Annotated in this window: 18 protein-coding genes; 11 read left to right on the top strand and 7 right to left on the bottom strand. The window is 55.5% G+C overall.

From position 1 onward, the window contains the following. Positions 1-488 precede the first annotated feature (488 nt). From V2154_RS04395 to V2154_RS04385, 3 genes are all read left to right on the top strand, one after another. Entirely contained in the window at positions 489-1,727 is a 1,239-nt protein-coding gene (locus tag V2154_RS04395) for an L-lactate MFS transporter (protein WP_353501214.1), read from the top strand. A 128-nt stretch (positions 1,728-1,855) separates the two neighbouring features. After that, positions 1,856-2,056, top strand: coding sequence for a hypothetical protein (locus V2154_RS04390; RefSeq protein WP_353501213.1), 201 nt, complete (start codon positions 1,856-1,858; stop codon positions 2,054-2,056). Between the two features lie 467 nt (positions 2,057-2,523). Further along, complete coding sequence (locus V2154_RS04385) at positions 2,524-2,871, top strand: hypothetical protein (RefSeq protein ID WP_353501212.1); 348 nt, start codon at positions 2,524-2,526, stop codon at positions 2,869-2,871. A 222-nt stretch (positions 2,872-3,093) separates the two neighbouring features. On the opposite strand, the gene cspE is transcribed toward V2154_RS04385, so the two are convergent. From cspE to V2154_RS04370, 3 genes are all read right to left on the bottom strand, one after another. After that, positions 3,094-3,306 carry a transcription antiterminator/RNA stability regulator CspE gene (cspE, locus tag V2154_RS04380; protein WP_034788110.1) on the bottom strand — a complete coding sequence of 71 codons (213 nt, stop codon included), beginning with the start codon at positions 3,304-3,306 and terminating at the stop codon, positions 3,094-3,096. Positions 3,307-3,657: 351 nt separating this feature from the next. Next, positions 3,658-4,383: a YnfC family lipoprotein gene (locus V2154_RS04375; protein WP_353501211.1), complete on the bottom strand. Its 726-nt coding sequence runs from the start codon at positions 4,381-4,383 to the stop codon at positions 3,658-3,660. 110 nt (positions 4,384-4,493) lie between these two features. Next, positions 4,494-5,591 (bottom strand): DUF1615 domain-containing protein, encoded by a 1,098-nt coding sequence (locus V2154_RS04370; RefSeq protein WP_353501210.1) that lies wholly within the window; start codon positions 5,589-5,591, stop codon positions 4,494-4,496. A 146-nt stretch (positions 5,592-5,737) separates the two neighbouring features. Between V2154_RS04370 and V2154_RS04365 the strand changes: the two genes are divergently transcribed. Together V2154_RS04365 and V2154_RS04360 are read left to right on the top strand one after the other, a co-directional pair. Next, positions 5,738-6,478 carry a DUF3053 domain-containing protein gene (locus V2154_RS04365; protein ID WP_353501209.1) on the top strand — a complete coding sequence of 247 codons (741 nt, stop codon included), beginning with the start codon at positions 5,738-5,740 and terminating at the stop codon, positions 6,476-6,478. A gap of 90 nt (positions 6,479-6,568) precedes the next feature. Beyond that, a complete protein-coding gene (locus V2154_RS04360) occupies positions 6,569-6,844 on the top strand; it encodes a hypothetical protein (protein WP_051899391.1) in 276 nt (91 codons plus the stop codon). A gap of 238 nt (positions 6,845-7,082) precedes the next feature. On the opposite strand, the gene V2154_RS04355 is transcribed toward V2154_RS04360, so the two are convergent. The 4 genes from V2154_RS04355 to V2154_RS04340 form a co-directional block, all read right to left on the bottom strand. Continuing rightward, positions 7,083-7,580 (bottom strand): GNAT family N-acetyltransferase, encoded by a 498-nt coding sequence (locus V2154_RS04355; protein ID WP_353501208.1) that lies wholly within the window; start codon positions 7,578-7,580, stop codon positions 7,083-7,085. 161 nt (positions 7,581-7,741) lie between these two features. Then, positions 7,742-8,716, bottom strand: a complete 975-nt coding sequence (locus V2154_RS04350; RefSeq protein WP_353501207.1) for a DMT family transporter — start codon at positions 8,714-8,716, stop codon at positions 7,742-7,744. A gap of 119 nt (positions 8,717-8,835) precedes the next feature. After that, positions 8,836-9,666 carry an AraC family transcriptional regulator gene (locus V2154_RS04345; RefSeq protein ID WP_353501206.1) on the bottom strand — a complete coding sequence of 277 codons (831 nt, stop codon included), beginning with the start codon at positions 9,664-9,666 and terminating at the stop codon, positions 8,836-8,838. Positions 9,667-9,729: 63 nt separating this feature from the next. Continuing rightward, positions 9,730-9,903: a helix-turn-helix domain-containing protein gene (locus tag V2154_RS04340; protein WP_353503913.1), complete on the bottom strand. Its 174-nt coding sequence runs from the start codon at positions 9,901-9,903 to the stop codon at positions 9,730-9,732. 126 nt (positions 9,904-10,029) lie between these two features. Between V2154_RS04340 and V2154_RS04335 the strand changes: the two genes are divergently transcribed. The 6 genes from V2154_RS04335 (at position 10,030) to V2154_RS04310 (ending at position 22,366) form a co-directional block, all read left to right on the top strand. Beyond that, positions 10,030-10,254 carry a hypothetical protein gene (locus V2154_RS04335; protein ID WP_353501205.1) on the top strand — a complete coding sequence of 75 codons (225 nt, stop codon included), beginning with the start codon at positions 10,030-10,032 and terminating at the stop codon, positions 10,252-10,254. 156 nt (positions 10,255-10,410) lie between these two features. Next, positions 10,411-18,978, top strand: a complete 8,568-nt coding sequence (locus V2154_RS04330; protein ID WP_437341990.1) for a GH36-type glycosyl hydrolase domain-containing protein — start codon at positions 10,411-10,413, stop codon at positions 18,976-18,978. A 273-nt stretch (positions 18,979-19,251) separates the two neighbouring features. After that, the gene (ycgZ, locus tag V2154_RS04325) at positions 19,252-19,497 is read left to right on the top strand and encodes a regulatory protein YcgZ (protein WP_353501204.1); all 246 of its coding nucleotides are present in this window, start codon (positions 19,252-19,254) and stop codon (positions 19,495-19,497) included. Between the two features lie 157 nt (positions 19,498-19,654). Beyond that, a complete protein-coding gene (locus tag V2154_RS04320; RefSeq protein WP_353501203.1) occupies positions 19,655-19,948 on the top strand; it encodes a hypothetical protein in 294 nt (97 codons plus the stop codon). After that, positions 19,929-20,264: a biofilm/acid-resistance regulator YmgB/AriR gene (locus V2154_RS04315; RefSeq protein WP_353501202.1), complete on the top strand. Its 336-nt coding sequence runs from the start codon at positions 19,929-19,931 to the stop codon at positions 20,262-20,264. The genes V2154_RS04320 and V2154_RS04315 overlap by 20 nt, the downstream gene beginning before the upstream one ends. A 362-nt stretch (positions 20,265-20,626) precedes the next feature. Then, entirely contained in the window at positions 20,627-22,366 is a 1,740-nt protein-coding gene (locus V2154_RS04310; protein WP_353501201.1) for a cytochrome c biogenesis protein DipZ, read from the top strand.

Genomic DNA, 22,366 nt, shown 5'->3' with positions numbered 1-22,366 from the left:
ATCGACTAATGATTTAAAAATAATTATATATTCTCTGTATTCTTTTAAACGTCACATAATTTCCGCCATCTTAATAAGAAGACGACTAATAAGAAAAACCCAACTACTTAATCTATGTTTAATCAAAACTTCATGAGGGGGTGTAAAAGGCATGCGCCCTATACAATTTCCCCCCCATGTCAGGAGAGTTGATGGCGTAGCGGGAGTCGGCGGCGGCTACCCTCTGTTATGGGCATCCTTAGGCTGGCGAAAAAATAAAAGCTAAAAGCATGACTCAGATCAAACAAAACCCGCGCCCAGACTGGGCTGGAAAGGCGTTTTAAGCGCAATTTATGGGCTATTTTTCAGCAAAAAATGTGTTTCATACCCTCTCCTGTGCATTTCATTCCTGTACCAAGGCATCTCATGCCCGAAACCGATCGCTGTGCGGCGAAAGATTTATCATACAAACAGTTTAATTGACTTTATTTCGCTCGGGAGAACCCACTATGAGTGACAAATCTGGAATGCAAAACGACAACCGCACACGCTGGCTAACGCTGTTTGGCACCATCATTACCCAATTTGCTCTTGGCTCTGTGTATACGTGGAGTTTGTTTAACGGACAGCTGTCCCAAAAGCTGGATGAACCGATCAGCCGCGTGGCCTTCTCCTTCGGCTTACTGAGCCTGGGCCTGGCGATTGCTTCTTCTGTCGCGGGCAAGCTGCAAGACCGATTCGGGGTTAAGAAAGTCACGATGGCGGCGGGCGTGGTGATGGCGATAGGTTTTGCGCTCACCTCCCAATCCAACAATTTAATCATGCTGTATCTCAGCGCGGGAGTATTGGTCGGGCTGGCAGACGGCGCGGGCTATCTGATGACACTGTCCAACTGCGTGAAGTGGTTCCCGGAGCGTAAAGGGGTAATTTCAGCCTGTGCCATCGGCGCTTACGGCCTCGGCAGCTTAGGTTTTAAATTTATTTGCGGCCACTTACTCAGCATTTATTCTCTGGAAAGCACCTTTATTATCTGGGGTCTGCTGGCGATGACCATGATTATCATCGGCGGCCTAATGATGACAGACGCGCCTAAGCAGGCTCCTCAGACCATCAACTGTAATGAAGACAACCTGACCAGCAGCCGTGACTTCACGCTGTCAGAAGCCGTGCGCATGCCACAGTACTGGATGCTGGCGATGATGTTCCTCACCTCTTGCATGAGCGGCCTGTATGTTATCGGCGTGGCGAAGGACATCGGCGAAGGTCTGGTGCATCTCAACGCGGTCACCGCCGCCAACGCCGTCACCGTGATTGCCATTGCTAACCTCAGCGGCCGACTGATCCTAGGAGTGCTGTCAGACAAAATGGCGCGCATCCGGGTAATTTCCATGGCGCAGGTCATCTCACTGGTCGGCATGAGCATTCTGCTGTTTTCCAATATGAATGAGACGCTGTTCTTCATCTCCGTAGCCTGTGTGGCCTTCAGCTTCGGCGGTACCATCACCGTCTATCCATCGCTGGTGAGTGACTTCTTCGGGCTGAATAACCTGACCAAAAACTACGGTTTGCTGTATCTCGGCTTCGGCATCGGCAGCGTCATGGGTTCACTTATCGCCTCCCTGTTCGGCGGCTTCATCGTGACCTTCACCTTCATCGCTGTACTTTTAGTGCTCTCTTTGGTGCTTTCTGCCACAATTCGCCTTCCGAACAAAGCCGAACAAGGGCATAATGCGCTCCAGCACGTGTAGCGCAGTTCTTACATGCAGTTAAAATGATGAACGGGAGCATAAATCGCTCCCGTTTCTTATTACTACAACTGTTATGACTAGAAGCTGGCTGCACCTTTAAGGATCTCGCATTAACCGGACAGCTTTACATGAACCGCATCACCCTGATTATCTTCTCCCTGTTTCTTGGCACCCTGAGCTTCAATCTCGCGGCAGCACAGCCGACCAACGCTAAAGATGTTGCCTCCGAGCTTAGCCGCAAGGCTAAAGAAGGCGGCCGCCCGCACTGCACAACGGTTGAAGCAAGCGCTTACAACAAGTTGTCAGCACATACTGATTACCTGAACTGAGCCTCCTGTGAATAAGGCGAAAACGGCCCCCTAAAGCTAAAAGCACGGGACAGGTCAAAGAAACGCCGTCTATTCATCCGCTTTTAGTATGGGTTTGCTATCATGAATTTGCGAAATGAATATAAATTCGCGAGTTCAGTAGGACTTTGGCACGAGCCGTGCGCCAAAGCTCGATAGACACCGGGGCCACTTTCCCCGTCTCATGGAGGGAGTTATGAAAGCAACAGTATTCTGGCTGACGATGGCTGGCGGTTCGATGGCAATAGGTTATGTGATGGCCATGCTCATGGAATTGCTCTAGTTCATATCACGCATCGCGTTAATCGTTCGAGTAACGCTGGATTTTACAACTCCTGCCCTAACCTTACCGAGCGATGACAAAACCATACAGAGCGTTTGATACCTTAGAGCCATCAAGATGTTGTGTGATGTCCCTGTGTAGAAAACCCCTGTAGAACCCTGTTATTTTGCCCGCTTCGTGCGGGCTTTTTTTTATCTTTTTTTTGCCAATCTCAGAGCCGGTGGTGATTTTCGGGCACAAAAAAACCGCAACAGAGTGCGGTTTTGATTTCACCCAAAAATCGAGTTGCACGGAAGGCGACAAGTTCGTCCAGCCAACGCATCTGCAATATGAAGTATTCAGGTTAAAAATGAGTGCCGGTTACTTTCCCGGCCGTCATATTGTGGCGCAAGCGTCCATCGAACACTCCAACATTGCGCAGTCTGAGCAAAACTGTTTCACAACAGAAAAATCGACTTCGCCTATTTCAGGCAATCTCCCAAAACCCTATTTTTTAAAAATGGATAATCGTTAGGAAAATTCGCAAATCGTCTTTTCTGTTGGTAAACGATAATTTTATTAAACGAGCAGTGAATAATATATTCGGAAATTTTTACATGCTCCAGAGAGCAATAAACCTCGATTTTCATCGAGGTTTATTTGAATCGTTGTAACGCTGTCTTAATTATTTTCCTGTCTGCTCCGGGTCTGGCCCATCATCGCTATTGCAGGTTAAAACCATTATGACAGACGATTGTTACAGTACGACTACGTTGCCAGCTGAAGGGCCTTTCATACCATTTTCAATGGTAAATTCAACGTTTTGGCCTTCATCCAGGGTTTTGAAATCATTGCTCTGGATTGCAGAGAAGTGAACGAACACGTCTTTGCTACCGTCTGCAGGGCTGATAAAACCAAAACCTTTACCAGCATCAAACCATTTTACTAAACCAGTCATTTTATTAGACATAAGAAATACCTTCTTGAATTTTATTTTTTAGATGCCATAGGGCAATGAGGGTCTGTTTTTATTATGAGTTACTTATGGGGGCACTAGAGAAGAAAATTCGTCGGAGAAGAGATTTGCTATATCACTTGAACTAGGAACTGCTTTACTAAAATGTCTTTCATAAATAGGTCTTAACGACAAACCGTTGACGCTATTTACACATAGATAACTTTTAGACGCAAGCTTTATTTCAGATTAACTTTAGTTAGCCGGTTTTTATTCTACAGCGATATATACTGCCAGACGGCTAATCACAGAGAATAAATTAAGCAGGTTGAAAGCCTTTTTATGCCCCTCTGCTCCCTCGTCTTTTTAGTAATACTCTATCGTAGTTGTCTCGGGATCATCGAGTCTCTTCGGCAAAGGTTTGTCTTTTTCTGCTGACTTACTGGTTATCTTACAGTGAGTTGCGTTGAAGTGGTCATCATAGTCACAGCGGGTGATCACTTCCCCAAGCAGGACATCTTTAACTCGGGTTTCGATGGTGTTATTCCGTTTTTTCTCTTCGGATTCTGTCGCTTTAATGATGGCGACAAAAGGCCCGGTCGGCGTCGGTTGAGATATTTTCGAAGGGAATCCCGAGGCGTCATACTCAAAATAACTGTTTTTACTCGTATCTTTTTCGTTGATAGCAGCCGTGACATAGCCTTTATCATTGCTTTCATAGCGTGTGTCGTCGGTGAGATCCCGTTCGGGTAAGCAGTTATCTTTCAAAGCATAACGCTTCTGCTTATCTCCCCGATTCACCAGGAAGTTACCCTCTTTGAGCAGATCGACATCTAGCCCCATCAGGGGTGCTACCACTTTTAACTCATTAAAACAGCCGGTTGCCGATAGCGCGCCTTGAAACAAGGAACTGACTTTGCCCTGCTCATCATGCTGCTGTTGCAGGAAGCTTTTTACTTTGCCGCGAATCGGCTCGAAGCCAAAGATATTGGAGTAGCTGGCAAAAATTGGGTTTACCGGCTCGAGGCTGGCTTGCGTATCACATCCATAAAAGAACAGCGTGGATATCGTCAGGGCGGCGACATTCTTCATGTAAAATTCTCGATTAAGGATTGAGGTTCAAACCAACACGATCATTATGCAGGCGCCCATGGACCTATCGCTCTGCGCTGTCACAAAACCAGCCGAATAAAATTTACGCCTTAGCCTGCGCTGGCGACGCATTTCTGACGACGCTCGTCGACCCGTTTGGCAAACCACGCCGTGGTGAGTTTACGGGTAATTTTCGGGCTTTCTAGCTGAATACCCGGCAGTATTTCGCGAGGTAAGCGCTTACCAGCCGTTTTATCCGCTAAGGCGAAAACCTGCTTATAGAGGGAGGTTTGCTCAAACTCCGGCAAGTCACCCTTTTCCAATGCGCGGCGAATAGCAGAATTACTCATTCCCAGCCGTTTGCCAAGTACCCGCACGGCAAGCTCGGTAGAGCCAGCCTTATCCGTGCCGTAATTGATGACATCACCATCGAGCGCCAGTGGGATGCCGGACGTGCGGCTCACCGCGCTTTGGAATGCGGCGTTGCGGCTGGCGTACCAACCGGCATTGAAGTCCGCGAAGCGATAAAGCGTCTGGCTGTAATTGGCTGGATAGCCCAATAGGTGCAGCGTGCCGAAATAGATCCCCCCACGGCGGCTAAACACTTCGTGGCGAATGGTCCCGTCGATAGGATACGGATAGCCCTTGGCGTGGGCTTCGGCAAAGGCAATGCTCACCTGCATTGGCCCACCCGTGTGTACCGGGTTGAGATTGCCAAACAGCTTCTGCCCCATAGGCACCATGCTGATGAAATCATCGAAAATCGCGCTCAGCTCTTTTTCGCTGCGCACTTTGTCCAGTCGCTCGCTGTAGGATTTGCCATTTGGTGACTTTATTAATAGCGCGGTGTGGACCAGAAAATTAGGCACATGCACCGCGTCGGCGCGCCTATCGATCTCTTTCCAGGCAATTTTCCCCAGCCCCGGCACCGGCGCATCGACGCTAAAGTTTGACTCTTGCTGCGCCACCGCCAGCACCGAGCAGATGTTCTCGGTAGTCGGCGCAATGTTCTGCGCGCTAAAAGCCGCCGTGATATCCGTCGCCCAGCCCTGACGGTCAGGCACGCTAGCCGGCATCAATCGAACTATCTGCGCTTTGGTGTCTGCCGGGCGAGTGACTGCCGTCTCCGACTGCTTCTTGGTGCTACACCCTGCCAGAACCAGCAAGGCCGTGAGTGAAAGCCAGTACTTACTTTTACGTCGGATCATAGTTTCCCTGTTGATCATTACGTTATCCTGCCGAGAGCAGGTGAAGAGCCTTGCCCACTGGCAGGAATGCGCAACGCAATACGCGTTGCAGAGGTTATAGTCTATGTTTGTAGGTTGAAATGTTTCAAATAAGGAAGAAAATTTCAATGCACACGTCATCTTTGCCCTTTTCATCAAGTCGGGGCATCGCCCTGCGTTATCTGCTGCTGCCTTTCATTATGCTGGCCCTGCTGCTTGCCCTCATCGGCTGTGGCGATAAAGAGCCCGCCCAGCGCAAAGCCTTTATCGACTTCTTACAGACTCGGATTATGGCGGTGCAAACCGTCGCCGTGCCGCAATTGACCGAAGAAGAGCGTAAAGATTTCGGCAAATACAGTGATGACTATGGGCTGATCACTGATTTTCATCGCCAGATGAGTGAAGAGATGAATGCGTCGCTGGGGCCGGTGTTTGCCAGCCTGAATGAAACCGTGACGGTGAACAAGCTGCTGGAAAAACGCGATGAGCTGCAAAAAATGGCGGAGAGCAGCAGCAACTGGCGGGAAAAATTGGTGGTGCTGCGCAAACAGGCGGACACCCGTCACGCCGCGTTGAAGCAGCCGGATGATTTGAAAAAGGTCTATGACCAGGCTTATGAAAAAGTGGTGGTCCAGCCTAGCGCCGTGGCCGAGCAGGCCTTCACCTTATTGCCAAAAGTGCTGACTCTGGTGGTCGCCAAGGCAGATTTCATCAAGGCGCAGGGCAAAAATGTCACTATTTCTGGCAATCGGCTGCAATTCGATAAACAGGCCACGCTCGACAAATACAATGACATTCAGCAGCAACTTGTCCCGCTGAATGCCGACCTGATTCAGCTCAGCGGCGAAATGCAGAAAATGGTGCATTAATCGCGCAACCGGCGTCTGGCAGCCCATGGCGGTTTTTTTTGGCCGCGCAATTTTGTTAAGGTGTGCGCCACTACTTTGAAGGAGAGCACCATGAGCGACGATATTCAGTCAAAACGTATTGACCAACTTGAGCGCGTAAACCGCGAATTGCTGGTTCAGATTTCTGCCATGCGCATTCTGTTCGGCGTCGCAGGCAGCGTCATTAACCAAGAGAGTGAAAATGCCTTCACCATCGCCGTTAATGAGACTATCGACGCGGGCAAAGCCGAGCTGGCCAACACGCCAGATCTCGACGACGCCTCGAAGAAATTCCGCGACGACGTGTTCAAATGTGCGCAATCCCTGCTGCCGGGCACCAAAGCCTAAGCTATTGCGACGCATAAAAAACGTCAGGCCGCTTTACTGCTAGCCTGACGTTTTACGCGATTAATCGCGACAATTTCCGGTAATACTGTCTTTGCCGTGCGCGCAAACATCCGACGAGTTAGGGATCAATCCCCACAAGCGACTATCGGCCACGCACCCCGTCAACATCATGGCCCCGAGCAACAGCACAAAGGCCTTTTTAACCTGAATCCTTCGCCAACTTAACATCACTCAATTCTCAAATTGAAAAATGATAAAACTTCACGTCCACGGACATGCGGGGAAAAGTCGCCGGAAGTGCTGACGCATCCACTTCAACAAAACCTTTCTTCTCATAGAAACGATGTGCGGCGAGGAATTTTTCGGTAGTCCCGAGATAAATATCCTGCAGCTTCTGCGCTCGCGCGTGGTCCAGCAGAGTCTCAAGTAAGCGACCTGCTACCCCATACTCGCTGCCGCGCCACGGCTTGGCTACAAACATTTTTCTCAGCGCGGCCTGCTGCTCGCCAATATCCTTCAGACTGATACAGCCAACCACTTCATCTTCAACTTTCGCTACCCAGAAATCTCCGTGACCTTGTTGGTAAAAGCCGGGAACGTCGCTTAAATCGGGCTGTTGCTCGGCAGTGATCGCCACGCCGAACTCTTGATTCTGAATCGGTAAAATAAGCGCGACGACCGCCGGGGTGTCCCCCCGTGCGAACCGCGCTATCTTGACTTTGCTCTCTGCTGCCATCTCTCCCCCGTCATTGAATTCACTGCCCTGTCAGCAGTTTATGCAGAATGAGGAAAAAAGCAGGGAGGAAATGTGGAAAAAGTGGCTATTTTCGCAAAATTTCAAATCCGGTAGGGATTCTACATCTCGTCCTTTATAGCCTTAGAAGCCCCGACGCCTAATTATGGTGTATGCAGATTCTTTTGCGCCAGTGGCTGCACCGGCTCAGGTTTGATGCGCATTGCAACAATCACCCCAATCACCAGACAGGCGATACCGGCTAAGGTCATCAGCGGCGGCCACTGGTGGCGCAGCAGGAAGGCGTAGCCCAGACCGGCCAGAATTTCGAACACTATCAGCGGCCCGAGCAGCACGGTCGGCAGGCGCTGGCTAGCTTCGTTCCAGCACAGTGCACCTACCCATGAGCAGAACACGCCAATAGCGATCATCAGGCCGATAAACACCCACGGGCGCGGGCCGAACGGCAGCGCGATGCCGGAGTGGCTGATCGACAGCTGGGCGCAAACCAGCAGGAAAGCGACCGTCGCCAGAGGCAGGGTCACGAGGCCCTGCGCCGCCGACCAGGTGATTGGCGACTTGTCCGGGTTTTCGCGCAGCCAGCGGGCATTGCGCAACGGGAACCAAGTCCAGCAGGCCAGCGCGGCTAAGGCCATGGCGATACCCGTGCCGTAGCGCCATGGGTCAAACGGCTCGGTATTGCCCTTCAGCTCGGCGACGTTGACCAACCCCAGACCCAGCGCAATCACCAGCAGAGCCGGCGTGAGCTTACGCCACGACAGCTTGCCCTCCTTCTGACCATAAAACAGGTTGGCCGAAACCGAGATAACCACCGGCAGCGTGCCGATAATCATGGTGGAAATCGGCGATCCGGTGCGCTGAATGGCGCTGGCGAGGAAGAAGTAATAGATCAGGTTGCCGATCACCGTCTGCTTCAGCGCTTCAATCCAGTCGGCGCGCGACAGCTCGCGCAGCGCGTCGCGTTTGATCCACGCCACCACCAGCGCAATCGCGCCAAAAGCCACGTAACGGCCGGTGGACTGCATCGACGCCGGATAGTCCGGCACAATCATCGGCCCAACAAAAATCAGTCCCCACATTAAACCCGAAGCCAGGGCGAACAGGACGCCTTTTAACATTTTTAACCTCTAGAAAACATTTACATGCCGTCAGGGTAAAGAGAGGCGTCCGGGCTGTATTGTAGGAAATTGCGCACTTGGCGAAGAAGGGTAAAGCGAGGAGTTAACGCATTGGAGGGTTATTTACCGGACGCGACCTGCTTTTGATAACGCACCGGGGTCGAGCCATAGCGGTTGGAGAAGGCGCGTGTCAGGTGCGCTTGATCGGTCAAGCCAACGCTGAAGGCCACCTGCGCGGCAGGGATGCCAAAACTCAGCATGCGCTTGGCTTCGTTGAGGCGAATCGCCATCAGCATCTGGTGCGGCGTGACGTGCATCTGCTGTTTGAATTTCCGCAGGAAGTGGTACGGGCTGAGGCTGACCAGCGACGCCAGCTCATCCAAAGTGATGTTGTTGGCGAAGTTTTCCCGCAGGTAATCAGTCACCCGGTCAAAACGGTGCGCAGGCTCGGAACGCAGCCGATGCCCGACGTGAGTGTGCGGGCGCAGCAGGTCAGTCACCGCCAGCATCAGGCCGTCGCGGGTCAGCGCGTCGTTAGTTTCCCACAACCCGGAGAGCAGTTGCGACAGTTGGCGCGCAGCGCGCGGGTCGTGGCGTACGGCGTCGGTGAACCAGCGAGCGCGTTCGCCGGACAACTCTTCAAACACCTGCGGCTCGATGTAAATCATGCGATAGAGCCAGCCGCCTTCGGTTTCCGACTGGCCGGTGTGAATCTCATCCGGGTTCATCATCACCAGCGAACCCGCCGACGCCAGATGGTCAGCGCCGCGATAGCGAAAACGCTCGGCGCCCTGTTCAATGGCGCCAATGCCAAAAGCCTCGTGGGAGTGAGGCTCAAAAGCATAGCGATCAATGTGCGCGTGATACAGCTCTACGCCGGGCAGCTGTGGCAAGGCCTTAAACTGCGCGCAGTCCTTGTCGTAGGGGAAAAGCTCCGGTACGCCCTGCATCGTTTTGCCCTCCTCTATCAGACTGGCGGTTAAGTGAGTCCAATAAGGATAGCATTTTTAACTTCAGAGCGGATTCACCCGCTGATTAATAGCGCTGACGGAAATCAGTTCGGCAATGCTGCCTACGTTGAGTTTTTGCAGCACGCTTTTCTTCTGCGCACTGGTGGTTTTCGGGCTGCGATTGAGGATTTGGCTGATCTCGTTGTTCGACTTACCCTGAAGCTCACAGGCACTGATGCGGTGGGCTAAGCCCGAGGGACGCGTCCGATCGTCTGACGCCGCGCGCGGGACAAGGCTTGAAACCTAGGGCTCAGGGGTTCAAAATATAACCTGTGTCCTGTAGGAACTCCGCCCGGCCAATTTATGAAAACACCCAAACCACGTCGCCCTCACGGACGATGGACTTACTACATTATGTATGAAGATATTCTGTGGCCTTGCCCGGTCCGTTGGGAATGGGAAAGCGGCTACGGCGGCTGGCTGCCTTTTTACTATTCACCGACCTTTGAATTTGTGGCGGGCGACCCGGATAAAGCGCTGAAAATCGTCAAAGGCAAAGCCAAGCCCATTCGCAACTCTGTAATATAAACTCAGCACCACGAAGAACACTGCTAAGCTTAAACCAACCGGTTATTTTCTACACCGTTCATCCGTGAAGCTTCCTCGCTATTTCTTCACTCAATTTGCGTACCCACATCGTCGTGTCTAAGCCTGTCCTTTTGCGTACGCATAAGGAATGTTTGCGTGAAAATCCCGTTCAGTGATTGGTTTAAAAGTCATAAAGATCAGCCGGTTTCAGCCGGTAGTACGAAAGAAAATCAGGAAACGTCCGCCATTCAAGCGGAGTTATTCTCAGTAGATCAGATGGAGCGCTACGGCCGAAAACTGGCGCAATCCCATAAGCTGTCGAGCAAAAAAGCGCCTTATTACCTGCTCAAACGGCTGGATGCCAATGAAACCATGCTGACGCGTAACTGTCAGATCCTCAGCACGGGCGACAAAAAAAGCATCGCCCCGGCTGGCGAGTGGCTGCTCGATAACTTTTATCTGATTGAAGAACAGATTCGCCTGGTGCGTCAGCTGTTGCCGAAAAACTTCGGTAAAGGCCTGCCCGCGCTGGCTGCGCCGCACAACTGCCCGCGCATCTATGACATCGCTACCGAGGTTATCGCCCACAGCGACGGCCACTGGGATGCCACCACCCTTACGCGTTTTATGACCGCCTACCAGAAAGTCACGCCGCTGAAACTGGGCGAGCTGTGGGCGCTGCCCGGCATGCTGCGTCTGGCGCTGATTGAGAATCTGCGGCGAGTGAGTATCGACGTGGCGAAGGCCCAGCAAGAGCGCAATCTGGCCGACCGCTGGGTGAACAAAATGCAGGACACCGCCGAAAACGACCCGGCGCGTTTGATCATCGTGATCGCCGACATGGCGCGCACCAACCCGCCGCGCACCAGTGCCTTTGTCGCCGAGTTAGTGCGCCGACTGCAAGGCCACGGCTCGATGCTGGCCCTGCCGTTGACCTGGATTGAGCAGCGTCTGACCGAGGTCGGCCTGACCACCTCTGAGCTGATTGCCCGTTTCAACCAGCAGTTAGCCGTCAGCCAGCTCTCCGTCAGTAACAGCATTATTGGCCTGCGCCAGTTGAATGAGATGGACTGGGCGGACTTCGCCGAAAGCATGAGTCTGGTGGAGAGCATCTTGCACCAGGACCCGGCGGGCATTTATCCGACCATGCACTTCGACACCCGCGATAATTATCGCCACGTGATTGAGATGCTGGCGCGCCACTGTATTTATGATGAAGCCGGCGTTGCCCGGCAGGTGATTGCCCTGACCCAAGCCGCGCCGCCGGACAGCCGCATGCGCCACGTCGGCTATTTTCTGGTGGATAAAGGCCGCGACGCGCTCGAGAAGCATCTGGATATCCGCTATTCAGCCCTCAGCCGTTTTCGCCAGCAGCTCAACAAAACCCCTTTGCTTTCATGGCTGGGCAGCCTGAGCCTGCTAATCACCGCCCTCACCGCCGATCTGCTGCTGCACACCCACGATCGAGGCATGACCTGGCCGCTGTGGCTGCTGGCTATTCCGATTGTGATTGTCTGTAGCCAGTTTGTGATGAGTTTACTGAGCGAAGCCACCACCCGCAGCCGCACGCCGCACCCTTTGCCACGGCTGGATTTCTCCAAAGAGATCCCCGAACGCTTCAGCACGCTGGTGGCCATTCCCTGCCTGCTCGGCAGCCGCGCGGGGATTGACGCCTTGGTCAACAGCCTCGAAGTCTGTTATCTCGGCAACACCCGCGCTCACCTCTATTTCGCCCTGATCGCCGATTTTCACGACAGTAACACCCGTTATCGCGACGCCGACGATCGCCTGCTGGAATACGCCACGGCGCAAATCGAGCTGCTCAATCGCCGCTATCCGCAGGCACCCGACGGACTGTTCAGCCTGCTGCATCGCGAAAGTGAGTTCAACCCGTCGCAAGGCGTATGGATGGGCTATGAGCGCAAACGCGGCAAGCTGAGCGCCCTTAACCACTGGCTGCGTGGCCAGAGCAACGCTTTCTCCACCGTGATTGGTGCCACTCAGCAACAGCTCTCCAAGGTGAAGTACGTCATTACCCTCGACAGCGATACCGTGCTGCCCCGCGCCACGGCCCATCAGCTGGTTGCCGCCATGGCCCACCCGCTCAACCATCCGATTTTTGACGCTGAACTTGGTCGAGTGGTCGAGGGCTACGCCATCCTGCAACCGCGACTGGCTGAGGAGATCCCGCGCTACGGTCAGGGGCGCTACGCCGCCCTGAGCAGCAGTAAGCCGGGCAATGATCCTTACTCCTCCATGTCGTCAGACATCTATCAGGACCTGTTTGGCGAGGGATCTTTTGTCGGCAAGGGCATCTACGATGTCGATATGTTCACTCAGGCCACCCACAACACCTGCCCGGAAAATCTGGTGCTCAGCCACGACCTGTTGGAAGGCTGCTACGCCCGTTCCGGCATGCTGAGCGACGTGGTGCTGTATGAGCAATATCCGGCCAACTATCTGGTGGACGCGGCGCGCCGTTCGCGCTGGATCCGCGGCGACTGGCAGTTGCTCAACTGGCTGCGCCTGCGGGTGCGGCGGGCCGATGGCACGCGCCACGCCAACCCGCTAAGTACCCTGTCGCGCTGGAAACTGCTCGACAACCTGCGCCGCAGCCTGGTGGCGCCAAGCCTGCTGGTGATGCTGTTTTGCACTATCACGATAGTGCCCAATCCGGCCTACTGGCTGGGCTTTATCGCCACGCTGCTGCTATTCCCGACGGCGGTGGCGCTGCTGTTAGACCTGCTGAATAAAGGTCCGCGACGCCCGCTGTTGCAGCATGTCAAAACCGTGTTGGCCTCGACGCTGACCCGCCTGTCGCACCTGTTACTGACCCTCAGTACCCTGCCGCACGAGAGCTATTACAACCTGAAGGCTATCCTCGTCACCCTGTGGCGGCTGGCCATCAGCCATAAGCATCTCAATGAGTGGGCCAGCTTCGACGCCAGTAAAACCCGCTATTCGCTGTCACCGGAGAACTTCTACCGCGCCATGTGGGTTAACCCGCTGGCCGGGGTGCTGTTTGTGCTGCTGACCCTGCACTTCAACCCGCTGTATATGACGCTCGCCGTGCCGCTGGGCGTACTGTGGTTCTTCGCGCCGCGCCTGCTGAGCTGGATGAGCAAAACGCCGGGCAAGCCTCAGGCGGATATCAACCTGAAACAGCGCCGCTTCCTGCGCCAGACCGCCCGCGAAACCTGGGCCTTCTTCGCCACCTTCGTGAATAAAGACGAGAACTGGCTGCCGCCGGATAACTATCAGGAGGTGCCGGAGCCGGTGATTGCTCACCGCACCTCGCCGACCAATATCGGCCTGTCGCTGCTGGCCAACATGACGGCGATGGACTTCGGCTATATCACGCAGGGCGATCTGCTGCTGCGCACCACCAATACGCTGGATACGCTGGACAAGCTCGAGCACTATCGCGGCCACCTCTATAACTGGTATGACACCCGCACCCTCGCGCCGCTCAATCCGCGCTATATCTCCAGCGTCGATAGCGGCAATCTGGCCGGGCACTTGCTCACTCTGAGCACCGGGCTGGCGGCCTTGCGCCATCTGCCCGCGATTGACATCAAACAGGTACTGGCGGGGATCGAAGACACCCTCTATCTGGTGGAAAGCGGCGCGGGGACCGGCAAACGGGAAACCCTCAAGCCGCTGCGTCAGCACTGGCTTAACGCCAGCGGACTGCCGCAGCATCAGGTGTTCAATGAGCTAAATGCCATGCTGACTCTGACCTCGACGCTGCTGCTAGAACCCAATGGCGACGTGCGCTGGCTGAGTGCGCTCAAGGTACAACTAAGCGAATTTTGCCAAGAGTGGGCGCTGCTTTATGGCTGGATGCAGCAAGAGCCGGGGGGCAAAGTGCTGCCTTCGCTGGTCTGGTTGTCTCAGTTGGAAGGCAAAGTGCCGGGGCTGAACCGGGCCAAAATCGCGCTGACCGTCACCCTGGCGCGCAAGCGGCTGGTGCTGATTAGCGAACTGGAAAAACGCCTCGCCGACCATGCGCGGATGGACTTCAAATTCCTCTACAACACCACCACTAGCCTGCTGAGTGTCGGCTATAACTGCGACATTAATAAGCTGGATAGCGGCCATTACGACCTGCTTCCTTCGGAGATTCGCCTCACCAACTACTTCACCATTGCCACCAACCAACTGCCGCTGAAAAGCTGGTTTGCCCTCGGCAGGCTGTTTACCCAGATAGACAAAAAGCCGTCGCTGATGTCGTGGAGCGGCTCGATGTTTGAATATCTGATGCCGCAGCTGGTGATGCCGGGCTATCCCGACACCCTGCTGGTGCAGATGTGCCGCGCCGCCGTGAAACGCCAGATTGACTGGGGTAACGAGCACGGCGTGCCGTGGGGGATTTCTGAATCGGCCTACGCCTCCTTCGACCCCAACCATAACTACCAGTATCACGCGTTCGGCGTGCCGGGCCTGGGCCTGAAGCGCGGCTTGGGCGAAGACATGGTGATCGCCCCGTATGCCACGCTGATGGCGCTGGTGGTCGAGCCGCAAAAAGCCTGCGGCAACCTGCTGGAACTGGAGGCGCTGGGCGCGCGCGGCCAGTATGGCTTCTACGAGGCGCTGGACCACACCCCGTCGCGCCTCAACCGTGGGCAAAGCTACGTGATTGTGCGCTCTTATATGGCGCACCATCAGGGTATGGGCTTCCTCGCGCTGTCGCATTTGCTGCTCGACGCGCCGATGGTCGATCGCTTCGCCGCCAATACCTCATTCCAGTCGGCGCGCCTGCTGCTGCAAGAGCGCGTGCCTGACGCCGTGGATCTCTACAGCCCGCGCCGCCAGTTTGAATCGGTGGAGGGTTCGCTACAGGCGGTGAATGTGGATATTCGCGAATTCAACAATGTGGACAGCCCTATTCCCGAAGTGCAGTTGCTATCAAACACCCATTACCACCTGATGCTGACGCAGGCGGGCGGCGGCTACAGCACCTGGCACAATCTCGCGCTGACCCGCTGGCGCGAAGATGCCACCCGCGACCAGCGCGGCACCTTCTGCTATATCAGTGACCCACAGACCGGCGAGGTGTGGAGCAACGCGTGGCAGCCGATGGGGCAAAAGGCCAGTCTTTATCAGGCAGTGTTTACCGACGCCAGCGTGGAGTTTAAGCGCACCGAAGGCCAGCTGATCATGCACACCAAAATCGTGGTATCGCCGGAAGATGACGTCGAACTTCGCCGCATGACCTTGACTCACCGAGGCCGCCAGCCGCGCGTCATTGAGATAACGACTTACGCGGAAGTGGTGCTGGCCCCGGCCGCCAATGACCTCACCCACCCGGCCTTTAGCAACCTGTTTATCCAGACCGAGCTGGTGGCCGATCGCGAAGGCATTCTGTGCCACCGCCGCCCGCGTGAGGAGAACGAGGCCTGCCCGTGGCTGTTCCACATGCTGGCTATTCATGGCCCGACCGACCGCGAAACCTCGTTTGAAACTGACCGCGCCGCCTTTATTGGCCGTGGGCATACTTCCGCTGACCCACAGGCGCTGGCCAACCCCGGCCCGCTCGGCAACAGCGCGGGGCCGGTGCTGGATCCTATCGTCGCTATCCGCCAGCGGGTGGTGCTCAAGCCCGGCGTGCCGCTGGTGATCGATATGGTTTACGGCATCACCCCTGAGCGCCACCTTAGTCTGGCGATGATGGAGAAATACCGTGACCACAACATCGCCGACCGCGTGTTCGAGCTGGCCTGGTCGCACAGTCAGGTGACATTGCGCCAGATAAACGCCAATGAGGATGACGCCAACTTCTACAATCGGCTGGCCAGCGCGGTGCTGTTCCCAAGCGCCGAACTGCGCGCCGATGCCCAAACCCTGGGTCGGAACCGTCGCGGGCAGTCCGGCCTGTGGGGCCACGCGCTCTCCGGCGACTTGCCGATCGTGCTGCTGTCGATCACCAGTGCGGAGAACATCCTGATGGTCACGCATTTGATTCGTGCCCATAACTACTGGCGTCTAAAAGGGCTGAGCGTGGATTTGGTGATCCTGAGTAACGATCAGGGCGGCTATCAGCAAGAGTTGCACAATGAGATCATGAGCCGCGTGGCGGCCGGTGCCGAGTCGAGCCTGATGGACAAGCCGGGCGGCATCTTCGTGCGCAAAGGCGAGCACATGACCTCGGAAGACCGCACCCTGCTGATGAGCGTCGCCAGCATTTGGTTCGACGACCGCCACGGCGGGTTGCTTGACCAGTTCAACCAAAAAATGCAGCAGCCGCAGAACATTCAGCCGCTGCTGGTACCGATGTCGATTCTGCCGAAGAACCTGCACGCGCCGCGCGAGTTTGACACTCACTCGCTGAGCTTCTTCAACGGCCTGGGCGGTTTCTCGCCGGATGGCCGCGAGTACCAAATCCTGCTGCCAGAGGGCAAAAACACCCCTGCCCCTTGGTCCAACGTGATAGCCAACGCCAACTTCGGCACGGTGATCTCCGAAAGCGGGCAGGCTTACACCTGGTTTGAAAACGCCCACGAATATCGCCTGACGCCGTGGGAAAACGACCCGGTGACCGACGGCTCCGGCGAGGCTTTCTACCTGCGTGACGAAGAGAGTGGCGAAGTTTGGTCGCCCATGCCGCTGCCAGTTCGCGGCGACGGCGACTATTTAACCCGCCACGGCTTTGGTTACTGCCGCTTTGAGCATCGCCAGAGTGGCATCGACAGCGAGTTAACCGTGCTGGTGGCGGAACACGCGCCGGTGAAACTGTTTATTCTAACTCTGAGCAACAGCTCGGGCCGTCCGCGTAAGCTGTCGGCTACGGGCTATGTCGAATGGATCATGGCCGATCTGCGGGCGAAATCCGCCATGCACGTGATGACGCGCAGCGCCTCGGTGGACAAAGGCTGCGGCGTGTTAGCGACCAACTACTACGGCAGCAATGGCTCGGAGCGTACCGCCTTCTTCGCCGTCACCGGCGTTCACTGCTCGGTGAGTGGCGACCGGCGCGAATTCTTGGGGCGCAACGGCTCTCCGCGCGCCCCGGCGGCGATGCAGTTTCAGCGTCTGTCCGGCAAAACCGGCGCGGGGCTTGACCCTTGTGGCGCAGTGCAGTCGGCCACCACGCTGATTGACGGCGACCAGCGCACCTTCGTCTTCACCCTCGGCCTTGGGCAAAACGCGCAGGACGCTGAACAGCTGATCCGACAGTTCCTTGATGAAAATGCGGCCCGCCGCGAGCTGGACAACATTCACCACCACTGGCATCAGGTGCTGGATAAAATTCAGATCCACACGCCGGAGCCGTCCGTCAACCTACTGACCAACGGCTGGCTGATTTACCAGACGCTGGCCTGCCGCATTATGGCGCGCAGCGGCTACTACCAGTCCGGCGGCGCTTTTGGTTTCCGCGACCAGTTGCAGGACACCCTCTCTCTGACCCACGCCGCGCCGGAGCGGATGCGCGAACAGATCCTGCTCTGTGCGTCCCGCCAGTTCGCCGAGGGTGACGTCCAGCACTGGTGGCATCCGCCGTCAGGCAACGGCGTGCGCACGCGCTGCTCTGACGACTATCTGTGGCTGCCGCTGGCGATGTGCCACTACATTGAAGTGACGGGGGACGTGGCGATTGCCGACCAGCCGGTGGGCTATATCGAAGCGCGGCTGCTGGCACCGGAAGAGGAGTCTTTCTACGAGCAGCCGACCCTCAGCAACCTCAATGAATCACTGTTCGAACACGGGGTGCGCGCCATCAAACATGGCCTGAACTTCGGCAAAAACGGCCTGCCGCTGATGGGCGCGGGGGACTGGAATGACGGCATGAACAACGTCGGCATCAAAGGTCAGGGAGAGAGCGTCTGGCTGGGCTTCTTCCTCTACAACGTGTTGCAGCGCTTTGCGGCGCTGGCCGAACGCTTGGGCAAAGCCGAAATCGCCACCCTGTGCCAACAGCAGGCGGCAACGCTGAAACAGAACCTGCACGATAACGCGTGGGACGGCGAATGGTACCTGCGCGGCTACTTCGACAGCGGCGAAACCTTGGGTTCTCATCTCAACAATGAGTGCCAGATTGACGCCATCGCCCAGAGTTGGTCGGTACTTTCCGGCGCGGGCGACCCCGAACGCAGCCAGCTGGCGATGAAACAGTTGGATAACCGTTTGGTGGATGATCAGGCCGGGCTGATTCGCCTGCTCACCCCGCCGTTTAACGGCGACGGGCCAAACCCCGGCTACATTCGCGGCTACTTGCCGGGCGTGCGGGAGAACGGCGGGCAGTATACCCACGGCGCGATCTGGGCCGTAATGGCCTTCGCCGAAATGGGCGATATTGAACGGGCGTGGCAGCTGATGTCGCTCATCAACCCGATCAACCACAGCCTGAATGCCGAAGGGGTAGACCGTTACAAGGTCGAGCCTTACGTCATCACCGCCGACATCTACACCGTCGATCCGCACAACGGGCGCGGCGGCTGGAGCTGGTACACCGGCTCAGCGGGCTGGACCTATCGCCTGATCACCGAGTCGCTGCTGGGCATTAAGCGCCACGGCGAGTTTATCTCCATCCATACCCGCCTGCCCGCCGACTGGCCGCAGGTCAGCCTGACCTATCAACAGGGCAGCAGCCAGTACCACATCACGGTGAAACGCGGCGAAAATGGCTATCAGGTGGTGATGGACGGGCAACCTGTATCTGACGGTATGATCCCCGTGCGGGATGATGGCGTAAACCATCAGGTGGAGGTTTGGTTGGCAGAGTAATTCTCTTTCCCTATTTCAGCGTATCTCAGCCTTCTCCCTAAAAAGGAGAAGGCCCCTCACGTCGGTTCCCCGCTTTAAGACTATTCTGTACCCTTCAAAAATAAATGAATAATTTCATAAAGATACAATAGTTACTTTGCTTACAAATCTTCCCGCCCTCGCGCGATTCTTGATCATTTAGTGCGACTAAGCCTGTACAGGTTTTAGATTCTTGTATAGCTTTGTCGTCACGCAGGTGACTATTAGCCATATATTTGAAGGGTGAGGGAACATATGCAGCAATCAAATTCGAAGCAAAATCTGTCTGTAATGGATGCGGCACACTTCTCCACCGAGGTGCTGTTTTCAGAAGAAGAAACCATGGGACAGATCGTCGTTGAGATTTTAACGGCTGGCAGAAATCTTAACCGTAAAGCACTGTGCGATAAGCTGTTAAACCGAATTGAAACCGCAAAGTCTGGCGCGCAGGAAAAACACTATTTAGCCTGCCTGCAGCTGGTACTTGAGCGCGACGCCTAGAAACAAACCACTTTGAGATGTTGGCACGACCGTATTTCCTCTTGATGCACCGTCATTCCCCATTAACGCACGTGCGTTTAGGGAGAGGGGCTAGAGAGCAACTCTGAGCCTGACACCGATATGCGTTTGTCCAGGTAAGGCATTAGAGGTCATTACTATGTTTAGAAGTGAAGATGAAAAACTGACGGACCTGCTTCTGGGCGAAGCCGTCGTCGCCCTGCTCAAGTCTAAGAGCGCCATTTCCATTGAGCGTCTTCTCACCCAGCTGCAATTTATGGCTGGCCGCGAGAATGACCCTCAACGGAAACGGATGTGCGAACAGGTCATAAACGAGATCCGCCACGGTGCGAAAGACCAGCAGGGGCGGTTCACTTACGAAATCTACAGCACGGACAACGTGCGACACTTTTTTAATGCTGAAGGGCCATCCGATGAACGTAAAAAGCACTAACACCACCGATTTGGATATGCTTGAGCACCAAGACACCAACGCCACGCGCGGCATGGGGTCAATTTCCGATGAAGTCACACAGCACCATGTTTACCAACATTTTGCCAAGTCAGGAGATATGTACTCCTCCGAAACTGAAGCGCTGGGCGGCGCCATCCGCGCCATCTTGGCCCAACGCGGCAAAGTGACGAATAAAGACATTATTCTGCATCTGATCATGCAGCTTGAAACTACCAACGATGTTGTTCAGCTCGACATCCTGCGCAACGCGCTGGAACTGGTGGTCGGCATTACGCCTGACGACGCGGTGTTTTAATCGCGGGCGCAGCCCAGCGTTATTGTAAACGCATCCCAACATTAGCCATTTTTGGACAATGTTGGGATGCGTTTTTTGTTTAATCCTCCCTCTCCTTCGATCACTCTCTGCCCCACTCCTCGCGCCACAAACAACTCCAAAAACAACCGTTTATACATCAGTGACAACCTTAAACTTTTCGTGACACCCCCCTTTAGCACCTCAATTGCAGGCAGAATAAAATCAGAGCGGTGTTTATGACATTTTTGTCATTCAGCCGTCATTCATTGGCCCTTGTTGGTTTGGCAGGATAACAGCGTGCGAAGTTGTCACCGTCCAAAACAATAAAAATTTGTGCCCTAATCCTGCTGTGAGGAAACACCATGCTGATCCTTATCCTTGCCTACCTCGGTGGCGTGCTGACCATCGCCAGCCCCTGTATTTTACCCGTGCTGCCTTTCGTGTTTGCGCGTTCAGACCAATCTTTCGCCCGCACCGGCCTGCCTTTATTGGCGGGGATGGCGCTGACATTCACGCTGGTGGCGACGCTGGCGGCAGTGGGCGGCGGCTGGGTGGTGCAGGCTAACCAATATGGCCGCTGGCTGGCGCTGGTGCTGATGGCGGTGTTTGGCGTCACGCTGCTGTTCCCAAGCATTGGCGAACGCATGATGCACCCGCTGGTGTCGGCAGGAAATCGCATGACCAATGCTCTGACCGTCGGCAAGAAGCCGCAGGTCGGTACATCATTTTTACTCGGCATCGCCACCGGCCTGCTGTGGGCACCCTGCGCGGGACCGATTTTAGGCTTGGTGTTGACCGGCGCGGCGCTGCAAGGGGCTAACGTTGGCTCAACCTTGCTGCTGCTGGCCTACGCGGCGGGGGCCGTGACGTCATTGACGCTGGCCCTGCTGATTGGCGGCAAAGTGTTTAGCGCCATGAAACGCTCTTTGGGCGCAGGCGAGTGGATCCGCCGGGGCTTGGGTGCCGCAATGCTGCTCGGCGTGGTGGCAATCTCCCTCGGGCTGGATACCGGCGTGCTGGCGCGTATTTCCACCGCCTCTACGGGGGGCTTCGAGCAGAGCTTAATCAACAAATTCAGCGCCAATGGCCCGGTGAAAACCGCCTCGGTCAGCACTGAAAACGGCGCACCGCTGCTGGATAACCAAGGCCCGATGCCTTCCCTCGACGGCGCGGTGCAGTGGCTGAACTCGCCGCCGCTGACGGCGGAGTCTCTGCGCGGCAAGGTGGTGTTGGTCGATTTTTGGACCTATTCCTGCATCAACTGCCTGCGCGCCCTGCCCTACGTTAAAGCTTGGGCAGACAAATATCGCGATCAGGGTCTGGTGGTGATTGGCGTCCACGCGCCGGAGTTCGCCTTCGAGCGCGACATCAATAATGTCACCAAAGAGGCGCAGAAGCTGGGTATCGACTACCCGATTGCTATCGACAACAACTACAGCATCTGGCGCGCCTTCAACAACCAATATTGGCCTGCGCACTACTTTATCGACGCCAAGGGGCAGATTCGCCACAGCCACTTCGGTGAAGGGGATTACGCCCAGTCCGAGCAGGTGATCCAACAGCTATTGCGCGAAGCGGGAGCCAAAAACGTCACCACCACCCTCAGTCAGGTGCAGGGTCAAGGCGTCGAACAGGCGGCGGACCAGAACAGCGCCCCGCTCTCTCCAGAGACCTATTTGGGTTATATGCGCGCCGAGAACTTTGTCTCAGAGAGCGCGGTGAGCGACGCCCCGGCGGATTACACCCTGCCAACGCATCTGGATTTGAACTCGTGGGGGCTGGCAGGTCGCTGGACCATCGGCGGCGAGAACATTCAGCTGAATGGCCCGGCCGGGCGCATCTCCTACCAGTTCCATGCGCGTGATCTGCACTTGGTGCTGGGTCCGGGAAAAAACGGCAAGCCGGTGCATTTCAAAGTGCTGCTCGACGGCAAAGCGCCGGGCGCGATGCACGGCACGGATATCTCTCCTAAAGGTGACGGCGTGGTGACTGACCAGCGTTTATATCAGCTGATCCGCCAGTCGGATAATCAGGGCGACCACAGCTTCACCATCGAATTCTTAGACAGCGGCGTGACGGCTTACGCCTTCACCTTTGGTTAA

The sequence above is a fragment of the Ewingella sp. CoE-038-23 genome, from assembly GCF_040419245.1.
Taxonomy (GTDB): Bacteria; Pseudomonadota; Gammaproteobacteria; order Enterobacterales; family Enterobacteriaceae; genus Ewingella; species Ewingella allii.
This window is presented reverse-complemented; position numbering and strand designations above follow the sequence as displayed.